Below are 20,916 nucleotides of genomic sequence, written 5' to 3' on the forward strand. Positions count from 1 at the left end.
TTGTCGCGCGGCCGCTTTCTTTTATGCGTTGCAGCATAGTCGCTACAATCGATCATCCAAAACATACTCGATCGACACATTACCGAACCGTAGCAAAGGAGAAGACATGGAGATTCGTGACAACGTATTCCTGATCACCGGCGGTGCATCGGGCCTGGGTGCGGCCACTGCGCGCCTCGTCGTGGAGAACGGCGGCAAGGTGGTGCTCGCGGATCTGAATCAGGATGCCGGCGAGGCGCTCGCGAAGGAACTCGGCGGCGTGTTCGTCAAATGCGACGTCAGCCGCGAAGACGACGCCACGCAAGCGGTCGAAGCGGCAACGAAGCTCGGCACGCTGCGGGGCCTCGTCAATTGCGCGGGCGTCGCGCCGGCCATCAAGACGGTCGGCAAGGACGGCCCGCATCCGCTCGATTCATTCGCGCGCACCATCTCGATCAATCTGATCGGCACCTTCAACATGATCCGGCTCGCCGCCGCGGCCATGTCGAAGAATGAACCGAATGCGAACGGCGAACGCGGCGTGATCATCAACACGGCGTCGGTGGCCGCGTATGACGGCCAGATCGGCCAGGCGGCTTACGCGGCATCGAAAGGCGGCGTGGTCGGCATGACGCTGCCGATCGCACGCGACCTGTCGCGCAACGCAATTCGCGTGATGACGATTGCGCCAGGCATCTTCGAAACGCCGATGCTGCTCGGCATGCCGCAGGAAGTGCAGGACGCGCTCGGCGCAATGGTGCCGTTCCCGCCGCGCCTCGGCAAACCGGCGGAATATGCGATGCTGGCCAAACAGATTTTCGACAATCCGATGCTCAACGGCGAAGTGATTCGCCTGGACGGCGCGATCCGCATGCAGCCGAAATAACGAGGTGTCCGGTGCGCTGTTTGATAGGCGCGCCGCAAATTAAAACGCCTGCGCATGAGTCATGCGCAGGCGTTTTGTTTTGGCTCGTCGTTCGGACCGATTGCCGGTCTGTCAGTCGCGATCGTCGGGCTGGGTGCGTTGACGCAGTTCATGCAATTGCGACTCCACCACCGTTGCGTCCTCGGCATCCGGCCGCTCGCCGAGATAACGCTCGAGGTCCTCGAGCGCGGGGCGCAGATAATCGAGCCGCGCATAGGCGAAGCCGCGGTCGCGCACTTCCTCGATGCTTTCCGGCAGCAGGATCACGAGACGCTGCTGCACGGCCAGCAAACGCTGCCAGCGCTCCGTCTGAAGATACGTGGACTTGAGATTGCGCAGCATGCGGGCGAGAATCTCGCGCCGCGTGGCCGGCTGCAACAAGATGCGCAGCGCGCGGCTCACCGACTCGCCCGCCGACGCCACATACGGCTCCAGCATTTCCACCATCTCCGATTCGGACAGCGATTGTCCGCTGGTCGGATCGAGCATCACATCGCCGTCGGGCGTCGTGACACGCAGCAGGAAGTGCCCCGGAAACGACACGCCACGCACCGGAATACCGATCTGCTCGGCCATCTCCAGATACAGCACCGCCAGCGAAATCGGAATGCCGCGGCGCCGCTTGAGCACGGCGTTCAGGTGGCTGTTGTCGGGGTCGTAGTAATCGTTGAGGTTGCTGGCGAAACCCAGCTCGCGAAAGAAAAACCGGTTCAGGATGCCGACCTTCTGCTTGATGTCGGCGTCGTCCGGCATGCGGCGCTGCAGGCGCACCACCAGTTCGTCGATCTCTGCCAGCGTGCCTTGCAGATCGAGGTCGGGATAAGCATCCTGCGCGAGCGAGAGCGCCGCCTCGGTCAGCGGCAGGCTCTCGTCCTCGGCGACGAGTGTGCTGAAATAGTCGAGAACCCGCGTCATCGTGATCACTTCACTCGCCTTCTGAAATACGCGTACTTGAAGCCCATCAGCCAAAGCATACCGAAATATAGCGCGGCGAACAGCACGAGGCACGCGCCCAGCAACGCCATCCGGTCGAGCGGCCGGCTATGCATGCCGATCCAGTCGAAGCTGATTGCCAGCCAGTGCATCGCGCCGGCCAGCACCAGACAGGCGCCGAGCAACTGCACGAAAAATTTGGGCCAGCCGTGCGACGGCATATAAATGCCGCGCTTGCGCAAGCCGAGGAACAACAACAGCGCGTTGCCGCAAGCGCCGAGCCCGACGCTCAGCGTGAGGCCGGCGTGCGAGAAAATCGGCACGAACAGATAGTTGCTCAACTGCGTGAGAATCAGCACGCCGACGCCGATTTTCACCGGCGTCTTGATGTCCTGCTTCGCGTAAAAGCCGGGGGCGAGGATCTTGATGAGGATCAGGCCGATCAGGCCGACGCCGTAGGCCGACAACGCGCGAGAGACCATCACGACCGCGTTGCCGTCGAACTTGCCGTAATGAAACAGCGTGGCGGTGAGCGGCTGGGCAAAGAAAAACAGCGCGACCGCGCTCGGCGCGGCCAGCAGGAACGTGACGCGCAGCCCCCAGTCGAGCAGCGACGAATATTCGTGCGGATCGGCGTCGACGTGCGCCTTCGAGAGACTCGGCAACAGGATCGTGCCGAGCGCGACGCCGAGCAGCGCGGTGGGAAACTCCATTAAACGGTCGGCGTAGTTGATCCACGACACCGCGCCCGGACCGATGCGCGATGCAATATTCGTGTTGATGATCAGGCTGATTTGCGCGACCGACACCGCGAACATGGCGGGCACCATCTTGGAGAGCACGCGCTTCACGCCGCGATGCGCGAGCGCCTTCACCGGGTTCAGGCCGATGCGCGGAATCATGTCGATCTTCTTCAGACCCGGCAGTTGCACGGCGAACTGCAGCACACCGCCCGCGATCACGGCCCACGCGAGCGCATAAACCGGCGTTTTCAGATGCGGCGCGACGAACATGGCCGCGACGATGAACGCAACGTTCAGCAGGACCGGCGCGAATGCGGGCAGCGAAAAGTTCTTGTACGTATTGAGCACGCCCGACGCCAGTGACGTCAGCGAGATGAAAATGATGTACGGGAACATGATGCGCGTCATGGTGACCGCGAGCGCGTACGCCTGGCCCTCATGCGCGAGACCCGACGCGACGACGAACACCACGCCTGAGGCGCCCACGACGCCGATCAGCGAGAGGATCGCCAGCGCCCACGCGAGCACCGTCGAGGTCGCGTCGACCAGCGCCTTGGTGGCGTCGTGCCCTTGCTGGTTCTTGAATTCGGCGAGGATCGGTACAAAAGCTTGGGAGAACGCGCCTTCGGCGGAAATGCGGCGCAGCAGGTTGGGGATGCGGAAGGCGACGTAAAACGCGTCGGTATATTGACTGGCGCCGAACGCGCGAGCAATCAGCGTTTCGCGGGCCAGACCGGTCACGCGCGACAGCAGCGTGAAGCCGCTGACCGTCAGCAGGGCTCGGAATAGATTCATGGGGCGCTTATTATACGGGTGCCGCAAAGGCGGACGACGAGCCGGAACGCGATTCGGACCGTTTTTCGAGGTGGACGTTCGCCGCGGTGTCGTCGGCCGAGGCGTTTTTAGTTGCGGAGGGCGCGCGTTTGGTTCATCGCCCGCTCATATCGCCGCCCGCTCGTGGACTTCGGCGGGCTGATGGAAACGTGGCCGCGCGGATCGTCAGGCGCATCGGAATCGGCGATTCCCCGTTGTCACATGCCTGATTTTGTTGCTATAATCGCCGGTTTCGAAGCTCGCTTAACTTTCGGACGGGGTAAAAGTACGCAATCAAGCACGCCGCATTCAAGCGTGAGAAAGCGTCAACCAACCTCGAAGCACGCCGGAACACGGGCCCGCCTTCGCGTAGTTCGATCGAATTTTTCGACACTTTTTGCGCTCTTGGGCAATCGCTTCCAAGAGTTCGGATCTAAAAGCAGCACCTCACCTTAAGGTCAGGTACTGGAAACAGGAACAGGATAAGGAACCGTCATGGCTAACTCCGCACAAGCACGCAAGCGCGCCCGCCAGGCCGCCAAGGCAAATTCGCACAACTCGGCACTGCGCTCGAAGTTCCGCACGGCTATCAAGGCTGTCCGCAAGGCGATCGACGCCGGCGACAAGGCCAAGGCCGCTGAAATCTTCCAGGCATCGTCGAAGACCATCGACATCATCGCCGACAAGAAAATCGTTCACAAGAACAAGGCAGCTCGCCATAAGAGCCGTCTCGCTGCAGCCATCAAGGGTCTGCAAGCGTCCGCAGCCCAGTAATTCCGGTCGGCCCGCTCCGGTGGGCCACGTCCTGTTTCCGCTGCACGGAAAAGCCCGCCTCGGCGGGCTTTTTTGCCTCGATTCAACTCCCCCGCCGCCGGCTCCGCGACTCGTCTCATGCATGAGCGAGACAGGCTGTGCGCTGAAGCTTCCGCTTTTAGGCCACAAAAAAACCCGCTGCTTGCGGGTTTTTTGTTTTTGCCGGCCTTGCGACGACGTGCGCCTTAACGCGTGTTCTTACCTTGCTGCGTGCCGTGCTCAGGCGGCAACTCGCATGCCTCGGTCACCACGAGATCATTGTCTTTCGCGAAGTTCAGAACGAAATCGAAAGCCATGGGTTCGATGTCGCGCAAGCGTGAATCGAGGATCACGCATTTGAGGTCGCCGATCATGGTCGGCCGGACGTACGACGAGTACTGCAGATAAGCGTTCGGCCCCTTTGCACCGGGGCCGAAGCATGACATCACGCCTGCGAGCCGCTCCGACCAGTCGCTCGGCCGAAACCTCTTTCCCGTCGACGTGATGCCCTGAATGAAATATTCGGTTGGAGCTGCTTCGGCCATGTAGGAATACCTGTGTGACTGCCCAGCGGGATGACGGCACCATGACGGCGATGCGGCTCTGAGATGCCTGAGCCCGCCATGCATGCGGCGTTGGCGAACTGCGCCAGGTGCACTGGCGAAGCGCCGGCCAGCCAGCTTGACTGCGTTGCTTGACTGAGCCACCTCGGTGCCAGCCATGACCGCACCCGGGAAGGTTTTTCGAACCGCGTGAGCCATGTCCCGCAAGCGAAATACCAGCCTGCCGGGCTTTGGGATAACTTGCGGATTATAGCGCAGCGTGCCTTTTTCCGCACCGCACACAAGCTTTATCCGACGGGCCCGCGAGCCTTTCGGACAGCTTTCCCAGCCTTTTGCCTGACTCGTCAAATCAGGCGAAATCCTTTATGCTGCATTGGGTTACCACAAACGACGGCGGCGCCGTCCGGCAATCCCTGCCGGGTGAGACCGCCGTATTTGTTTCATGACCGCCAAGAAAATTCGCCACTATCTGCAGTTCAAGGATTTCTCGCTGGAAGACTACGAGTACGTGTTGGAGCGCGCGCGCATTCTGAAACGCAAGTTCAAGAACTACGAGACTTACCACCCGCTGCACGACCGCACGCTGGCAATGATCTTCGAGAAGAATTCGACACGCACGCGCCTGTCGTTCGAAGCCGGCATCTTCCAGCTGGGCGGCCACGCCGTCTTCATGAGCACGCGCGACACGCAGCTCGGCCGCGGCGAGCCGATCGAAGACGCGGCGCAAGTGATCTCGCGCATGGTCGACATCATCATGATCCGCACGTTCGGCCAGGACATCATCCAGCGCTTCGCCGAGAATTCGCGCGTGCCGGTGATCAACGGACTGACCAACGAATATCACCCGTGCCAGGTGCTGGCGGACGTCTTCACCTTTTTCGAGCATCGCGGCCCGATTCGCGGCAAGACCGTCGCGTGGGTCGGCGACGCCAACAACATGCTCTACACGTGGATCGAAGCCGCGCAGATTCTCGGCTTCAAGCTGCGCCTGTCCACGCCGCCCGGCTACAAGCTCGACCGCGCGCTGGTCGCTGCCGAAAGCGCGCCCTTCTACGCGGAATTCGACGACCCGAACGAAGCCTGCGCGGGCGCCGACCTCGTCACCACGGACGTGTGGACCAGCATGGGCTTCGAGGCCGAGAACGAAGCGCGCAAAAAAGCCTTCGCCGACTGGTGCGTCGACGCCGAAATGATGGCGCGCGCCAACTCCAATGCGCTCTTCATGCACTGCCTGCCCGCCCACCGCGGCGAGGAAGTCAGCGCGGAAGTGATCGACGGTCCGCAAAGCGTCGTGTGGGACGAGGCGGAAAACCGTCTGCACGTGCAAAAGGCGTTGATGGAGTATCTGCTGCTCGGCAAGCTCAATCACTGAGCGAGCCGCGTTTCAGCAGCTCAGCCGGCCGCTGCGTGCAGTGCGACGGGTTCTCGACTATGAATCCGCGTCGCGCACGCCGCATCCGGCTGCAGTCCATTGTGCAAGCGGACCGCCGATCACACCGCACCGTCCCAAAAACGCGGGCCGCCGGCGGTTTAGTGTCAAAATAGTGTTTTTCCGTGCTCCGGAACCGCCGGCGCGCCTTGTTTTCCCGCTTTCTCCAGCTACGAGTTCACCATGAGCGATATCAAGAAAGTCGTGCTCGCCTATTCGGGCGGCCTCGACACCTCCGTCATCCTGAAGTGGTTGCAGGACAACTACGACGCCGAAGTCGTCACGTTCACGGCCGACATCGGCCAGGGCGAAGAGCTGGAACCGGCGCGCAAGAAAGCCCTGCAACTCGGCATCAAGCAAGACAACATCTTTATCGAAGACTTGCGCGAAGAATTCGTGCGCGACTTCGTGTTCCCGATGTTCCGCGCAAACACGATCTATGAGGGCGAGTACCTGCTGGGCACGTCGATCGCGCGTCCGCTGATCGCCAAGCGCCAGATCGAAATCGCCCGCGCCACCGGCGCGCAAGCGGTCTCGCACGGCGCAACCGGCAAGGGCAACGACCAGGTTCGCTTCGAACTCGGTTACTACGCGCTTGAACCGGGCATCAAGGTGATCGCACCGTGGCGCGAATGGGACCTGCTGTCGCGCGAAAAACTGCTCGCCTACGCGGAAAAGGCCGGCATCCCGATCGAAATGAAGCACAAGCAAGGCGGGGCGCCGTATTCGATGGACGCGAACCTGCTGCACATCTCGTTCGAAGGCCGTCACCTGGAAGATCCGAAAGCGGAAGCCGAGCCGGAAATGTGGCGTTGGACGGTGTCGCCGGAAGAGGCGCCGGATCAGGCGGAATACCTGGACATCGAGTACGAGCACGGCGATCCGGTTGCGATCAACGGCAAGCGTTTGTCGGCGGCCGAAATGCTGACCGAGTTGAACCGTCTGGGCGGCAAGCACGGCATCGGTCGTCTGGATCTGGTGGAGAACCGTTACGTCGGCATGAAGTCGCGCGGCTGCTATGAAACGCCGGGCGGCACGATCATGCTGAAGGCGCACCGCGGCATCGAGTCGATCACGCTCGACCGTGAAGTGGCGCATCTGAAAGACGATCTGATGGCCCGTTACGCGTCGCTGATTTATAACGGCTACTGGTGGAGTCCGGAGCGCCGCGCGCTGCAGGTGCTGATCGACCATACGCAGGAGAAGGTCAACGGCTGGGTGCGTGTGAAGCTGTACAAGGGCAGCGTCTCGGTCGTTGCGCGCGATTCGAAGGAAACGCTGTTCGACAAGACGATCGCCACGTTCGACGACGACGGCGGTGCGTACAACCAGGCGGACGCTGGCGGGTTCATCAAGCTCAACGCCCTACGCATGCGAATCGCGGAAAACGCGCGTCGTCAGCGTAGCTAAGCGCCGCAAGGCGCAAGCCAGCAACCAAAACGCAGACACAAAAAAGGCGCCGGGAGGCAACTCCCGGCGCCTTTTTCCGTCCCGCGGACAAATCACGCCATCACAAACAAACCGGCTCCGCTTCCAGTTCCACGCCAAAGCGCGTCAGCACATCCTGTTGAATCGCCTTCGCGAGCGCCAGCACTTCTGCGCCGCTCGCGCCGCCGCGATTCACCAGCACCAGCGCCTGCCGCTCATGCACGGCCGCGGCGCCCATCGCGCGCCCCTTCCAGCCGCATCGATCGATCAGCCACCCGGCCGCAAGTTTGACCCGGCCGTCCGGTTGAACGTAGGACACGAGGCCGGGCTCGCGCAGCTTCAGCGCCTCGAACTGCGCCGCCTCGACGACCGGATTCTTAAAAAAACTCCCCGCGTTGCCCAGCTCGAGCGGGTCGGGGAGCTTCGCGCGACGCACCGCGACCACTGCATTGAAGATAGCCTGCGCGCTCGGCGACGCGGCGTCGTCGCCATTGCCGCTCGCGGCCAGTTCACGCGCCAGATCGGCGTAACCGGCGCGCGGCTGCCAAACCTTCGGCAAGCGAAAAGCAACCGACGTAATCACGAAACGGTCGCGCCCTTCCCGCTTGAAAAAACTGTCGCGATAGCCGAATCGGCAAGCCTTCGCGTCGAGTTCGACCACCGCCCCCGTTGCCAGCTCCACCGCGCGCAGCGACGCAAACCGCTCGCACATTTCCAGCCCGTAAGCGCCGATGTTCTGAATCGGCGCCGCGCCCACCGTGCCGGGAATCAACGCGAGGTTTTCCAGACCCGGCAGCCTTTGCGCCAGCGTCCACGCGACGAACTCATGCCACGGCTCGCCGGCTGCGGCCTCGACATACCAGGCGTCGTCGTCCTCCCGCACGATGCGGCGGCCCCGCAGCGCCACCAGCAGCAGCAGCCCCGCGAAATCCCCCGTCAGCACGACATTGCTGCCGCCGCCCAGAACGAGGCGCGGCAGGCCGGCGGCGCGCGGATCGCGCACGGCCGCCATCAGTTGCTCTTCGCGCTCGATACGGCACGCAAGCTGCGCGCGAACATCGAAGCCGAAGGTGTTGTGCGCCTTTAGCGGATAGCCGGCAATGAACGCGGCGGAAGCGGATTCGGACATCGGAGCGGGAACAATGAAACGACGAATGGGCGGCGGATAAGACCAGATCGAGCCTCGGCCGCGCGACAATGTGCGGCGGCCTTGGGCAAAAGGGAGTGGCGTCGGTAAAATGACATCCGGTCCGTGATTATAGCGAGTGCCCCGTGAGCAGCCGACCGGCCGCGTCATGCACCGCAGCACTATTGGGAGAAAGCAATGCCATCGTTTGACGTCGTCTGCGAAGCGAACATGATCGAAGTCAAGAACGCGATCGAGCAGTCCAACAAGGAAATTTCAACCCGCTTCGACTTCAAGGGGTCGGACGCGCGCGTCGAACACAAGGAAAACGAGATCACGGCGTATGCGGACGACGACTTCAAGCTCGGTCAGGTGAAAGACGTGCTGCTGTCGAAAATGGCCAAGCGCAACGTGGACGTGCGCTTCCTCGACTACGGCAAGATCGAGAAAATCGGCGGCGACAAGGTCAAGCAGGTCATCAAGATCAAGAAAGGCGTGTCCGGCGACCTGTCGAAGAAAATCGTGCGCCTCGTGAAGGACAGCAAGATCAAGGTCCAGGCGAGCATTCAGGGTGACGCGGTGCGCATCACCGGCGGCAAGCGCGACGATCTGCAAAGCGTGATCGCGATGCTGCGCAAGGACGTCACCGACACGCCGCTCGACTTCAACAACTTCCGCGATTGAACGCGGAGCGCGCGCGGTATCGAGCGCGCGCTGAAGGCTTGGCGCACCCGCGGTGGATAGTCCATTGCGTCATCGCGCCGGCCGCGAAGCGGCCACGATCACAGGTTGGACCAATCAACACCGTTCGACGCGCAACGCAGCTCCCGCTCAAGCTCCGTTGCCCGACGCCGGCCCTCCTGCCGCATCGACCTTCTTTTTCTTGTCGCCGATGCGGCTTTCCTCACCGCGGATCAGCTTGGCGATATTGCCGCGATGACGCCAGATCAGCAGCGAACTCATCACGACGATCGCGAGCGCAATGACGTGCGGCCCGAACAGAAAACCGTCGAAGATCGGCGCGAACGCCGCCGCGGCCAATGCCGCGAGCGACGAATAACGCGTGAAGAAAGCCACGATCAACCACGTCAGCAAAGTCGCAAGGCCGAGAATCGGATTGATCGCGAGCAGCACGCCCGCCGCGGTCGCCACGCCTTTGCCGCCCTTGAAGCGGAAAAAGACCGGATACAGGTGGCCGAGAAACACGGCAACGGCTGCGATGGCAACCGAGGTGTCGTCGAGTCCGTAACGCGCGCCGAAGTGCACGACGAACCATACCGGCAGCCAGCCTTTGAACGCGTCGCCGATCAAGGTAAGGATCGCGGCCTTCTTGCTGCCGCTGCGCAGCACGTTGGTGGCGCCGGGGTTGCCTGAGCCATACGAGCGCGGGTCGTCCAGCCCCATCGCGGCGCTCACGATCACGGCGAATGACACCGAACCGATCAGATAGGCAACGACGGCAACGATCAGATTTTGCATCTAGGACTCTTATAAGGATCGGCGGTCTGAAACTCGATACCCCAACCGCAACAGGGAACGAAACACGGAGCAAAGCGCGGAACAAAGCGGCGCACATTCTACCGAACCCGCCCGCCCGGAAAACATTCAGGCAAACGTCAATCGACGCTCGCGCATTGCACCGGTTTCGCCGCCAGCAAATCTGCGAGCACCTTCGGCTCGATACTAACCAGAAAACCGCGCCGCCCGCCGTTCAGCCAGATGGTGTCCATCTCGAGGATGCTCGACTCCACGTAGACCGGCATCGGCTTGCGCGTGCCGAACGGCGACGTGCCGCCGATCAGGTAACCCGAATGACGGTTCGCCACCTCCGGCTTGCACGGCTCGACGCGTTTCGCGCCGATCTGCCGCGCGAGATTCTTGGTGCTGACGGTGCGGTCGCCGTGCATCAGTACGATCAGCGGCTTGGCATGCTCGTCTTCCATGACCAGCGTCTTGACGACGTGATGCTCGTCCACGCCGAGCTGACGCGCCGACTCCGCGGTGCCGCCGTGCTCGACGTAATCATAAGGATGCTCGCCGAACGCGACGCCGTGACGGCGCAGAAACTGCGTCGCGGGCGTTTCGGAGACGTGTCTGGATTTGCTCATCGGCGCATTGTAATGGCGAGTCTGCACAACGGCTATTTGCCGAATGGCCAATTGTGCGGGTCGGGCGCTTGTGGCACGATCGTTCGGGAATGTTCCGGCGCAGTGTACGCCGGGCGCGAGCCGCTAGAGCGGGGAACTGTGGTCGGCTGCTTTGAATGGGACCGGGGTAACGCGCTTTGGCGTGAACTCTGGTCGACCGCCTTTGCATGGGACCAGTAAGCCGGTAAAGCGGCAAGTCCGGTCGACCGCTCTGCATGGGACCAGAGTAAGCCGCCAAAGCGGCAACTCTGGTCGACCGCCTTGCATGGGACCAGAGTAAGCCGCCAAAGCGGCAACTCTGGTCGACCGCCTTGCATGGGACCAGAGTAAGCCGCCAAAGCGGCAACTCTGGTCGACCGCTCTGCATGGGACCAGAGTAAGCCGCCAAAGCGGCAACTCTGGTCGACCGCTCTGCATGGGACCAGAGTAAGCCGCTAAAGCGGCAACTCTGGTCGACCGCTCTGCATGGGACCAGAGTAAGCCGCTAAAGCGGCAACTCTGGTCGACAGGAGACAGTGTTGAGTATTGACTTATCCACCCGTTCCACCATCGATATCCCCGCGCTGCTGGCGGCGCTGCCCACGCGCATCGCCGAGATTCCGGCGCTCGCGGCCGCGCGCGATCCGCAACACGTCGCGTTGATCGAGGACGCGCGTCGTTTGACCTGCGCGCAGCTCGCGCAGGCAGTCGAAACCGTCGCCGCGTTGCTAAGTGATTGGGGCGTGCGCGGCGGCGATCGCGTGATGATCGTCGCCGAAAACAGCATCGCCCAGATCGTGCTGCTGTTCGCGGCGGCGAGGCTCGAGGCGTGGGCGCTCGTGTCCAATGCGCGGCTGTCCGCAGCGGAACTCGACTCGATTCGCGCGCACGCGCAGCCGCGCGTGGTTGCCTATGCGGTGGAAAGCTCAACCGACGCCCAACAGCACGCGCAGCGGCATGAAGCGCAACCGGCGCCGGCCAGCACGCCGGACATCGGCGCATGGTCGTTCACGGTGGACTCCACGACGAAAGCCGAACCCGTCGGAGCCGCCAACGACCGCCAATGCGCCGCGCTGATCTACACCACCGGCACCACCGGCGCGCCGAAGGGCGTGATGTTGTCGCATCGCAATCTGCTGTTCATCGCCGCGATCTCGAGCCGCTTGCGCCAGGTCGGCCCCGACGACGTCGTCTATGCCGTGCTGCCGATCTCGCACGTGTACGGCTTCGCGTCGGTTTGCCTCGGCAGTCTCCATGCCGGCGCAACGTTGCGGCTCGCGCCGCGCTTCGCGCCGGAAGCCGTGCGCCGCGCACTCGCCGAGGAACACGTGTCGATCTTCCAGGGCGTGCCGGCCATGCACGCCAAACTGCTCGAACATCTGGAGACGCACGGTCATTCGTGGTGCGCGCCGCATCTGCGCTTTGCCTATTCGGGCGGCTCGCCGCTCGACGCCGCGTTGAAGGCGCGCGTCGAAAGCGTCTACGGTCTGCCGCTGCACAATGGCTATGGCATGACCGAAAGCAGCCCGACTGTCTCGCACACCATGCTCGATGCGCCACGCGGCGACTGCTCGGTCGGCGAAGTCATTCCGGGCGTCGAGGTGCGCTTCGTCGGGCTCGACGGCGTCGATGCCGCGCGAGGTGAAATCGGCGAGCTATGGGTGCACGGCCCGAACGTGATGCTCGGCTATTACCGCAGCCCGGAGCAAACGCGCGCCGTCGTGACCCAAGACGGTTGGCTCAAGACCGGCGACCTCGCGCGCCAGGACGCGGATGGCGCGTTGCATATCGTCGGACGCAGCAAGGAGCTGATCATCCGTTCGGGCTTCAACGTCTATCCGGCCGAGGTCGAACACGTGTTGAACGCGCATCCGCAGGTCGTGCAATCGGCGGTGATCGGACGCGCGGTCGAGGGTAATGAGGAGGTGGTCGCGTTCGTCGAACTGATTGCCGGTGCGCAGGTGACGCCGGCCGAATTGGTCGAGTGGTGCAGCGAGCGTCTCGCGCCGTACAAGCGCCCTGCCGAAGTGAAGGTGCTCGCCGCGCTGCCGGCGGCGTCGACCGGCAAGATTCTCAAGCACCGGCTGCGGGAATTCGTGTGAAGCAAGCGTCGCGACAGCAACGATAACCGCAACCAGCACGGCGCGAACGCCCGCTCCTCACCCCCGCGGATGATGCTGCGCATGCAGCGACTTCAAGCGCTCGCGGGCCACGTGCGTATAGATCTGCGTCGTGGAAATGTCCGTGTGGCCGAGCAGCAGTTGCACGACGCGCAGATCGGCGCCGTGATTCAGCAGATGCGTGGCGAACGCGTGCCGCAGCGTATGCGGCGAAAGCGGCGCATGCACGCCGGCCGTCGCAGCGCGCCGCTTGATGATGTTCCAGAACTGCTGCCGCGTCATGCCCTCCGCGCGGCTGGTGACGAAGAGCGCGTCCGTCGCTCGCGCACCCAGCAGCGCCGGGCGCGCTTCGCGCAGATAGCGCTCGATCCAGCCGTGCGCTTCCTCGCCGAACGGAATCAGGCGCTCCTTGGAGCCCTTGCCCATCACGCGCACCACGCCTTCGTTCAGACCCACTTCCACGGTCTTCAGCGTGACGAGTTCGGTGACGCGCAAACCGCTCGCGTACATCAGCTCCAGCATCGTGCGGTCGCGCAAACCCAAAGGCGTGCCGACGTCGGGTGCGCCGAGCAGCGCTTCGACTTGCGCTTCGCTGAGCGTCGACGGAAAACGCGGCGGCTGCTTGGCCGAGCGGATGCGCAGCGTCGGATCGATCTTCGCGCGATGCTCGCGCACCGCCCAGCCGTAGTAGCGGCGAAACACCGAAAGCCGCCGGTTCGCGGAGGTGGATTTGTCTTTCTGCCGCGCCGCGCTATAGGCATTGAGATCGGCCTCGCTGGCGGTGTCGAGCGACGTGTTGCGGGTTTTCGCGAGCCATTCGCAAAAGAGCCGCAGGTCGCGCCGGTATGCATCGAGCGTGTTGCGCGACAGGCCGTGTTCGAGCCACAGCGCGTCGCAGAACGCATCGATCGACGCGGAGCTCGCCAGAAAAAGAGGTGACGCGATGGGTGCGTCGTCAGCCAGAGTGTCGCTCATGCGTATGGAATGCCTTCATGCGCTAGGAGCCAGCGCTTGACGTTGCGAAAGAAGCCGTCTTCGGCGTGATGCGAAAACCCGCCGATGCCGCTCGAACTCACCACCCGATGGCACGGAATCACGATTGGAAAATAATTGGCGCCGCACGCCTGACCGACCGCGCGCGGCGCGCTGCCGAGTTGCTTCGCCAACTGCCCGTAGGTGCGCACGGCACCCGGCGGAATGTCGCTGATCGCCTGCCATACGCGCTGCTGAAACGCCGTGCCGACCGATGCCAACGGCAAGTCGAACTTCGCGGATGCGCGCTCGAAATACCGTTCGATCTGTTCGGCCGTCTGTTTCGCCAGTGGCGTCTCGGGCGCGACGTTCGCAATCGAGTCGGGAAGATAGACGATCTCGCGCACGGCATCGCCTTCGAGCCGGATGCCGACCTTGCCGAACGGCGCATCGATCACTGCGTTGAACATGGTTGCCTGCTCCTCACTGGCGGCGCTTTTTTCGGATTTCGCTAGCGTACCTGCATGGCGTGCAGGCGTTCGAGTGCCGCTACTTTACGCCGCTTCCAACGCCCATTCCACATGCTCGCGCACGACGGCGGACGGGTCGTCGGCACGCGAGCGCAGCGCCTCCACGATCGCCTTGCGTGCGTCCCCGCTCAGACTTTCCGAAGACGCACGCAGCGCATTGCCCATCCCCACCGCGAGATTGCGCAGCCAGCTCTCGTAACCGATGCGGCGAATCGCGCTGCCCTGCATGCGCGTGTCGAACTCCTGCGCGCTCCATGCAAATAGCTCGACCAGCGACGCGCGATCCAGCCCATGCCGCACGTCGAAATCGTCGACCGGCGCGGCTTGCGCGAACTTGTTCCACGGACACACGAGTTGGCAATCGTCGCAGCCATACACACGATTGCCGATCAGCGGCCGCATTTCCAGGGGAATATTGCCCTTCAGTTCGATCGTCAGATAGGAAATGCAGCGGCGCGCATCGACCTTGTAAGGCGCGACGATCGCACCGGTCGGACAGGCGCCGATGCAGCGCGTGCAACTGCCGCAATGCGAGCCCGGCGTTTCCGGGGCCACGTCGGGCGAGGTCTCGGCATCGGTCGGCAAGGGCACGTCGACGTAAATCTCGCCGAGGAAAAACAGCGAACCGGCGTCGCGTTGCAGCAGCAGCGTATGCTTGCCGCGCCAGCCGATGCCGGCCTTTTGCGCCAGTTCCACTTCGAGCACCGGCGCCGAATCGGTGAACACGCGGTAGCCGAATACGCCGATCGCGGCTTCGATTTTCTCGGCCAGTTGTTGCAAACGGTTACGCATGACCTTGTGATAATCGCGGCCGCGCGCATAGATCGACACCACCGCCGCCGACGGATCCGCGAGCCGCGCATGCTCGGCCGCGCGCCAGTCTCGGGGTGCGGGCGGCACGTCCGGCAAGGCGCTTTCGTTCGCCTTTCCGTTCAATGTCCGCGCGGGCAAATAGGCGATGCGCGCGGTAATCACACGTCGCGTGCCGGCCACAAGCTCGGCGGGCCGCGCGCGTTTCATGCCGTGTTTCGCCATATAATCCATCTCGCCGTGGCAACCCGCTTCCAGCCAGGCTGCAAGCGGCGCCTCCGCGGCGGAGAGATCGGTATCGCTAATGCCGATCGCCGCGAAACCCAGTTCACGGCCCCACGTTTTGATGTCCAGCGCGAGCGCATGCAGCGCCGCTTCATCCAAACGACGCTCGGCACGCGCATCGTCGTCAGACGCAGGCGTGCGGGACACAGGGGACTCCGGACTTCGGTTCATCACGTCATTTTACGAGAATGCCCGTCAATCCCGATCACGCGATCCAACCGCCCGCGAAGGTTCTGCTCGAACGCACCTTCGCGCTCGCGGACGAAGCCGCCACGCACGCGTTCGGCGAGCGCTTCGCGCTGGCGATCGAAAGCGTGCGCGCCATGGCGCAAGAAGCATCGCAGGAAGCACGGCGGCACGCTCCGGTCGCTGCCGGCGGCCAGGCATTTCACGGGCTGCAAGTCCAACTCATCGGCGACCTCGGCGCCGGCAAAACCACACTCGTGCGCGCCACGTTGCGCGGCCTCGGCCACACCGGCCGCGTGCGCAGTCCCACGTACACGCTCGTCGAACCTTATGTGCTCGCGCGGCCCAATGGGGAACTCGCGCTCTATCACTTCGATCTGTATAGATTCACCGATCCGGCCGAATGGGCCGACGCGGGCTTCCGCGAATACTTCGACAGCGGCGCGATCTGCCTCGTCGAATGGCCGCAACGCGCGGGCCGCCTGCTTGGCGTGCCGGATCTCGTCTTCTCGCTCGACCTGGACCACGCGGGCGACGGCCGCGTACTCGTCGCACGGGCCTACAGCGAATCAGGAAAGGCATGTCTCGAAAGATGTTGATCAAACCGTTCCGCTCGATCGAATCGGCGGCCACCGCAACGCATAACTGGCGGCGCCGGCAGATGCTGCGCGCGGGCGCATCCACACTCGTGCTCGGCCTCGTCGCCCCGCGCCTCGCGTGGGCCAGCTCGGTGCTCGGCGTGCGCGTCTGGCCGGCGCGCGACTACACGCGCGTGACGATCGAATCGGATCAGCCTTTGCAAAACGCGCAGCAATTGCTGCAAGGCCCGGACCGGCTGGTGGTCGACCTGAACGGCCTCGATCTGGACCAGGCGCTGAAGGATCTCGTGTCGAAGATCACGCCGAACGATCCGCAGATCCAGTCGGTGCGCGTCGGGCAATATCAGCCGCATGTGGTGCGAATGGTGTTCGACCTGAAGGGTTCCGTGAAGCCGCAGGTGTTCACGCTGCCGCCGGTCGGCGCGTACAAGTACCGGCTGGTGTTCGACCTGTACCCCGCCGTCGCGCCCGATCCGTTGATGGACCTCCTCGCGCAGACCGAGCGCAAGGAACAGAACCTGAATGAAAACAGCGCGCCGCCCGCCACGCTGAGCGGCCCCGGCACCACACCGCCCACCGCGGACAACAGCGAAGCGTTCTTCGAGCGTTATGCGCAGAACGGCGGCTCTGCCGCGCCCAGCGTGCCGCACGCGCCGGCGCCGCTGCCGCCGATTCTCGGCAAGCCGGCCGCGCCCGCCGCGCCCGTCACGCCGCCGAGCGCGATCGCCCGCAACAAGGGCGGCGCCAGCGGCGGAAGCAGCGCCGGCAAACTCGGCGACGACAACGGCGGCGACGACACCTACGCCTTCACCACGCCGAAACCCGGCAAGAGCAACACGGTGCGTCTGTTGACCGTCGCGATCGATCCGGGTCACGGCGGCGAGGACCCCGGCGCGATCGGCGGCTCGGGCACTTACGAGAAGCACGTCGCACTCGACATCGCCAAGAAGCTGCGCGCGAAGATCGATGCGCAACCGAACATGCGCGCGATGATGACCCGCGACGCCGACTTCTTCGTGCCGCTGAACGTGCGCGTGCAGAAGGCGCGGCGCGTCGGCGCGGATCTGTTCGTATCGATTCACGCGGACGCGTTCACCACGCCCGACGCGAAGGGCTCCTCGGTGTTCGCGTTGTCCGAGCATGGCGCGTCGAGCGCGGCGGCGCGCTGGATGGCGAACAAGGAGAACGCCTCGGATCAGATCGGCGGGATCAACATCAAATCCGCCGACGCCACCGTCAACCGCGCGCTGTTCGACATGTCGACCACCGCGCAGATTCGCGACTCCATGCGCTACGGCAACTTCGTGCTGAAGGAGATCGGCGGCATCAACAAGCTGCACAAGGGCTCGGTCGAACAGGCGGGGTTTGCGGTACTGAAAGCGCCTGACATTCCGTCGATCCTCGTGGAAACCGCCTTCATCAGCAACCCCGACGAGGAGCGCCGTTTGAACGACGACGCCTATCGCGAGAAGATGGCCGATGCGATCATGACCGGCATCAAGCGCTATTTCGCGGCGAATCCGCCGTTGGCGAAGAACCGCATGACTTGACGGCGCGCGCAGTCGCGCCGCCCCGCATCAAGCCGCGCCCTGGTGCGCAACGCAGAACGGCCGCTCGATCGCGGCCGTTCTGCTATCCGGTCTCACATCCGCTCAACGCTCAACGCGCCGGCGACAAACGCTGCACGACCCAGCCGCCGAACACGTTCACCGCCAGCCCCGCCATCACCAGCAAGGCGCCGACGATTTGCGCGACGGACAAGCGCTCGTCGAGAAACAAAGAGGCGGACGCGAGCCCGACGATCGGCACCAGCAACGAGAACGGCGCGACCTGGCTCGCCGGATAGCGCGAGAGCAGCCGGCTCCACAACCCGTAGCCGAGCAGCGTCGCAACGAACGCGAGATAGACGACGGCGAAAATCGACATCGCGCTGATGCCCGAGAGCGCCGCGGCGATTCGCTGCGGTCCCTCGAACGCATACGAGAACGCGAAGAACGGCAATGGCGGAATCAGGCTGCCCCACACCACGAGCCCGACCAGATCGACCTTGCCCACCTTCTTCGTGACGATGTTGCCGAGCGCCCACGAACACGCGGCGCACAGCGTGAGGACGAAACCGGCGAGCGTCATCTCGTGACCGCCTTGCAAGCCGATCAGCGCGAGCCCGCCCGCGGCGATCAGCAATCCGACGATGTTCGGCACGCGAAAGCGCTCATGCAGGAACAGCGCCGCGAACATCAGCGTGAAAAACGCCTGCGCCTGCAGGACCAGTGAAGCGAGCCCCGCCGGCATGCCCACATACATGGCCGAGAACAGAAACGCGAACTGGCCGAACGAGATCGTCGCGCCGTAGGCGAGCAGCCAGCGCCACGGCATGCGCGGACGCTTGACGAAAAACACCGCCGGCACCGCGGCGAGCGTGAAGCGCAGCGCGCCGAGCAGCATCGGCGGCACACCATGCAGGCCCACCTTGATCACGACGAAATTGACGCCCCACGCCACGACGACCACCAGCGCGAGCAGCAAATCCCTGGGCGACATCCCAGTCTCCGATTGGTTGTTCAATCCGGCAGTTTAGCGGAGGCGGCCGCAAGCGATGGGCCGCGCTACGGATTGCCGGAGCGCCGACGTGCTTCGATCCGTCAGCATTCCGCCCTCCGCAGTAGAATCATCCATTGAGCAAAATCCCAACCCATCCTTCCAGCCGAGCCCCCCATGTCCTCCTCGATCAAAGCAGTCCTCAAGCCGCATCTGCGCGACGTCGGCAACCTGACGGTGCGGCGCGTGCTGCCCGCCCTGGCTGCGCGTTTGATCGGGCCGTTCATCTTCTTCGACCACATGGGCCCCGCCACGCTCGAACCCGGTGTCGGTCTCGACGTGCGTCCGCATCCGCATATCGGCCTCGCCACCGTCACCTATCTGTTCGAAGGCGCGGTCATGCATCGCGACAGCCTCGGCTCCGAGCAGAAGATCGTCCCAGGCGACGTCAACTGGATGACGGCCGGGCGCGGCATCGTCCACTCCGAGCGCACGCCCGCCGAAGACCGCGCGAGCGGCCTCACCATGCACGGCATCCAGACCTGGGTTGCGCTGCCGTTGGAGGACGAGGACATCGAGCCGTCGTTCGCGCATCACGCCGCCCACACGCTGCCCGTGGTCGAGCGCAACGGCGTCACGCTGCGCGTGATCGCGGGCACGGCCTTCGGCGAAACCTCGCCGGTCGCGACGTTTTCGGGCACGCTGTACGTCGCCGCGCAGTTCGCGCCGGGCGGCGCCTTCGCGCTCGAACCGGAGCACGAGGAACGCGGCGTGTACCTCGTGGACGGCGACCTGGAGATCGACGGCGCGCCGCTCGAACCCGGTCAGATGGCGGTGCTCGCGCTCGACGAAACGGTCACGCTCGCGAGCACGCAGGGGGCGCGCGTCATGCTGCTCGGCGGTGAGAAACTCGATGGCGAGCGCTTTATCGAATGGAATTTCGTCGCCAGTTCGCGCGAGAAGATCGAAGCCGCGAAGCTCGCGTGGAGCAATCAGGATATGGGCAAAGTGCCGGGAGAAACCGAATGGATTCCGCTGCCGACCCGAAAATGAACACCGGCAGGCGCGGCCGAACGCGCCGCGTTGAATCCACGGCACTCGCCCCCAACTAGTCAATAAACCGTTTTATCGACGAGGACGCAATGGACACCACTCTGGCCACTTTCGAACAGGACGTCATCACGGCGTCGACACTGGCTCCCGTGCTGGTCGATTTCTGGGCGCCGTGGTGCGGCCCCTGCAAGACGCTCGGCCCGATGCTCGAAAAGCTCGAAGCCGAAGCCGCCGGCAAATGGAAGCTCGTGAAGGTGAACGTGGACGAGAATCAGGAACTGGCCGCGCACTTCCAGGTGCGCAGCATTCCGCACGTCATGGCGTTCGCCGACGGCCGGCCGGTCGATCAGTTCGTCGGCGTGCTGCCGGAAGGCCAGTTGCGCGAGTTTATCGAGCGGCTCGTGCCGCAAGGCGCGGACGCGTCGCGTCTCGAAGCGCAAACCGCGCTGGCCGAAGGCCGCCGTGAAGATGCGTACGACGCGCTGCAAGCCGCGCTCGCCTACGACCCCGGCTTCGACGAAGCGCGCATGGACCGCATCGAAATGCTGCTCGAAGACAACCGTATCGACGAAGCGCGCGACGAAGTCGATCTGCTGTCGCCGAAAACCACGCAAGGCATCGACGCGCGCTTCAACGCGATCAAGACGCGGCTCGACGCCGTGGACGCCGCCGCCGACCTGCCGCCCACGGATGCGCTCGAAGCCAGGGTCGCGTCGAACCCGGACGATCTCGAAGCGCGCTTCGATCTGGCTAGCGCGCTGATCGCGCGCCGCAAGTACGCGGGGGCGCTCGAACACCTGCTGGCGATCGTGCAGCGCGACCGCACGTTCCGCGACGACATCGGCCGCAAGACGATGCTGTCGGTGTTCGATCTGGCCGCGCATCAGCCGGAACTCGTGTCGCAATGGCGGCGCAAGCTGAGCGCGTCGCTGTTCTGATCCGTGCCGCCGTTCAGGTGCGGCCAGT

At 63.9% G+C, this 20,916-nt stretch carries 20 protein-coding genes; 10 read left to right on the plus strand and 10 right to left on the minus strand.

The annotated features are described in order from the left end of the window. The first annotated feature begins 106 nt into the window (after positions 1 to 106). Positions 107 to 865 carry a 3-hydroxyacyl-CoA dehydrogenase gene (locus tag ACOCG7_RS27135; RefSeq protein ID WP_073426999.1) on the plus strand — a complete coding sequence of 253 codons (759 nt, stop codon included), beginning with the start codon at positions 107 to 109 and terminating at the stop codon, positions 863 to 865. Positions 866 to 976: 111 nt separating this feature from the next. On the opposite strand, the gene ACOCG7_RS27140 is transcribed toward ACOCG7_RS27135, so the two are convergent. Then, entirely contained in the window at positions 977 to 1,819 is an 843-nt protein-coding gene (locus ACOCG7_RS27140) for a SirB1 family protein (RefSeq protein WP_073427222.1), read from the minus strand. Between the two features lie 5 nt (positions 1,820 to 1,824). After that, positions 1,825 to 3,375, minus strand: a complete 1,551-nt coding sequence (gene murJ / locus ACOCG7_RS27145) for a murein biosynthesis integral membrane protein MurJ (RefSeq protein WP_073426998.1) — start codon at positions 3,373 to 3,375, stop codon at positions 1,825 to 1,827. Between the two features lie 513 nt (positions 3,376 to 3,888). Between murJ and rpsT the strand changes: the two genes are divergently transcribed. Beyond that, positions 3,889 to 4,167 carry a 30S ribosomal protein S20 gene (gene rpsT, locus ACOCG7_RS27150; RefSeq protein WP_020069158.1) on the plus strand — a complete coding sequence of 93 codons (279 nt, stop codon included), beginning with the start codon at positions 3,889 to 3,891 and terminating at the stop codon, positions 4,165 to 4,167. 224 nt (positions 4,168 to 4,391) lie between these two features. Here the strand turns inward: rpsT and ACOCG7_RS27155 are convergent, their stop codons facing one another. Continuing rightward, positions 4,392 to 4,730: a DUF3579 domain-containing protein gene (locus ACOCG7_RS27155; protein ID WP_073426997.1), complete on the minus strand. Its 339-nt coding sequence runs from the start codon at positions 4,728 to 4,730 to the stop codon at positions 4,392 to 4,394. Positions 4,731 to 5,190: 460 nt separating this feature from the next. Between ACOCG7_RS27155 and argF the strand changes: the two genes are divergently transcribed. Further along, positions 5,191 to 6,120, plus strand: a complete 930-nt coding sequence (gene argF / locus ACOCG7_RS27160; protein WP_073426996.1) for an ornithine carbamoyltransferase — start codon at positions 5,191 to 5,193, stop codon at positions 6,118 to 6,120. Positions 6,121 to 6,360: 240 nt separating this feature from the next. Continuing rightward, the gene (locus tag ACOCG7_RS27165) at positions 6,361 to 7,587 is read left to right on the plus strand and encodes an argininosuccinate synthase (protein WP_073426995.1); all 1,227 of its coding nucleotides are present in this window, start codon (positions 6,361 to 6,363) and stop codon (positions 7,585 to 7,587) included. A 100-nt stretch (positions 7,588 to 7,687) separates the two neighbouring features. Here ACOCG7_RS27165 and murB read toward each other — a convergent pair whose 3' ends face one another. Beyond that, positions 7,688 to 8,734 (minus strand): UDP-N-acetylmuramate dehydrogenase, encoded by a 1,047-nt coding sequence (gene murB, locus ACOCG7_RS27170; protein WP_073426994.1) that lies wholly within the window; start codon positions 8,732 to 8,734, stop codon positions 7,688 to 7,690. A 195-nt stretch (positions 8,735 to 8,929) separates the two neighbouring features. On the opposite strand from murB, the gene ACOCG7_RS27175 reads away from it, so the two are divergent. After that, a complete protein-coding gene (locus tag ACOCG7_RS27175; RefSeq protein ID WP_007180572.1) occupies positions 8,930 to 9,415 on the plus strand; it encodes a YajQ family cyclic di-GMP-binding protein in 486 nt (161 codons plus the stop codon). A 147-nt stretch (positions 9,416 to 9,562) separates the two neighbouring features. Here ACOCG7_RS27175 and plsY read toward each other — a convergent pair whose 3' ends face one another. Beyond that, the gene (plsY, locus tag ACOCG7_RS27180; protein ID WP_073426993.1) at positions 9,563 to 10,210 is read right to left on the minus strand and encodes a glycerol-3-phosphate 1-O-acyltransferase PlsY; all 648 of its coding nucleotides are present in this window, start codon (positions 10,208 to 10,210) and stop codon (positions 9,563 to 9,565) included. Positions 10,211 to 10,347: 137 nt separating this feature from the next. After that, the gene (gene ybaK, locus ACOCG7_RS27185) at positions 10,348 to 10,839 is read right to left on the minus strand and encodes a Cys-tRNA(Pro) deacylase (protein WP_073426992.1); all 492 of its coding nucleotides are present in this window, start codon (positions 10,837 to 10,839) and stop codon (positions 10,348 to 10,350) included. A 557-nt stretch (positions 10,840 to 11,396) separates the two neighbouring features. Between ybaK and ACOCG7_RS27190 the strand changes: the two genes are divergently transcribed. Continuing rightward, on the plus strand, positions 11,397 to 12,959 hold the full coding sequence (locus tag ACOCG7_RS27190) for a class I adenylate-forming enzyme family protein (RefSeq protein ID WP_073426991.1): 1,563 nt from the start codon (positions 11,397 to 11,399) through the stop codon (positions 12,957 to 12,959). Positions 12,960 to 13,016: 57 nt separating this feature from the next. Here ACOCG7_RS27190 and xerD read toward each other — a convergent pair whose 3' ends face one another. The 3 genes from xerD to queG all read right to left on the minus strand — a co-directional run bounded on the left by xerD (position 13,017) and on the right by queG (position 15,745). Beyond that, on the minus strand, positions 13,017 to 13,952 hold the full coding sequence (xerD, locus tag ACOCG7_RS27195) for a site-specific tyrosine recombinase XerD (RefSeq protein ID WP_073426990.1): 936 nt from the start codon (positions 13,950 to 13,952) through the stop codon (positions 13,017 to 13,019). Next, positions 13,949 to 14,419, minus strand: a complete 471-nt coding sequence (locus ACOCG7_RS27200; RefSeq protein WP_073426989.1) for a methylated-DNA--[protein]-cysteine S-methyltransferase — start codon at positions 14,417 to 14,419, stop codon at positions 13,949 to 13,951. Before ACOCG7_RS27200 ends, xerD begins: the two co-directional genes overlap by 4 nt. A gap of 84 nt (positions 14,420 to 14,503) precedes the next feature. After that, the gene (gene queG, locus ACOCG7_RS27205) at positions 14,504 to 15,745 is read right to left on the minus strand and encodes a tRNA epoxyqueuosine(34) reductase QueG (RefSeq protein ID WP_073426988.1); all 1,242 of its coding nucleotides are present in this window, start codon (positions 15,743 to 15,745) and stop codon (positions 14,504 to 14,506) included. A gap of 17 nt (positions 15,746 to 15,762) precedes the next feature. Here queG and tsaE point away from each other — a divergent pair, with 17 nt between their 5' ends. Together tsaE and ACOCG7_RS27215 are read left to right on the plus strand one after the other, a co-directional pair. Then, positions 15,763 to 16,359, plus strand: a complete 597-nt coding sequence (tsaE, locus tag ACOCG7_RS27210) for a tRNA (adenosine(37)-N6)-threonylcarbamoyltransferase complex ATPase subunit type 1 TsaE (RefSeq protein ID WP_244744688.1) — start codon at positions 15,763 to 15,765, stop codon at positions 16,357 to 16,359. Next, entirely contained in the window at positions 16,341 to 17,909 is a 1,569-nt protein-coding gene (locus tag ACOCG7_RS27215) for an N-acetylmuramoyl-L-alanine amidase (protein WP_073426986.1), read from the plus strand. Before tsaE ends, ACOCG7_RS27215 begins: the two co-directional genes overlap by 19 nt. A 109-nt stretch (positions 17,910 to 18,018) precedes the next feature. On the opposite strand, the gene ACOCG7_RS27220 is transcribed toward ACOCG7_RS27215, so the two are convergent. Further along, on the minus strand, positions 18,019 to 18,900 hold the full coding sequence (locus ACOCG7_RS27220; RefSeq protein ID WP_073426985.1) for an EamA family transporter: 882 nt from the start codon (positions 18,898 to 18,900) through the stop codon (positions 18,019 to 18,021). Positions 18,901 to 19,074: 174 nt separating this feature from the next. On the opposite strand from ACOCG7_RS27220, the gene ACOCG7_RS27225 reads away from it, so the two are divergent. Together ACOCG7_RS27225 and trxA are read left to right on the plus strand one after the other, a co-directional pair. Beyond that, complete coding sequence (locus tag ACOCG7_RS27225) at positions 19,075 to 19,950, plus strand: pirin family protein (protein WP_073426984.1); 876 nt, start codon at positions 19,075 to 19,077, stop codon at positions 19,948 to 19,950. An 89-nt stretch (positions 19,951 to 20,039) separates the two neighbouring features. Then, positions 20,040 to 20,888, plus strand: a complete 849-nt coding sequence (gene trxA, locus ACOCG7_RS27230) for a thioredoxin (RefSeq protein WP_073426983.1) — start codon at positions 20,040 to 20,042, stop codon at positions 20,886 to 20,888. Positions 20,889 to 20,916 lie beyond the last annotated feature (28 nt).

This window comes from Paraburkholderia sp. DD10 (assembly GCF_049177125.1).
Classification (GTDB): domain Bacteria; phylum Pseudomonadota; class Gammaproteobacteria; order Burkholderiales; family Burkholderiaceae; genus Paraburkholderia; species Paraburkholderia terricola.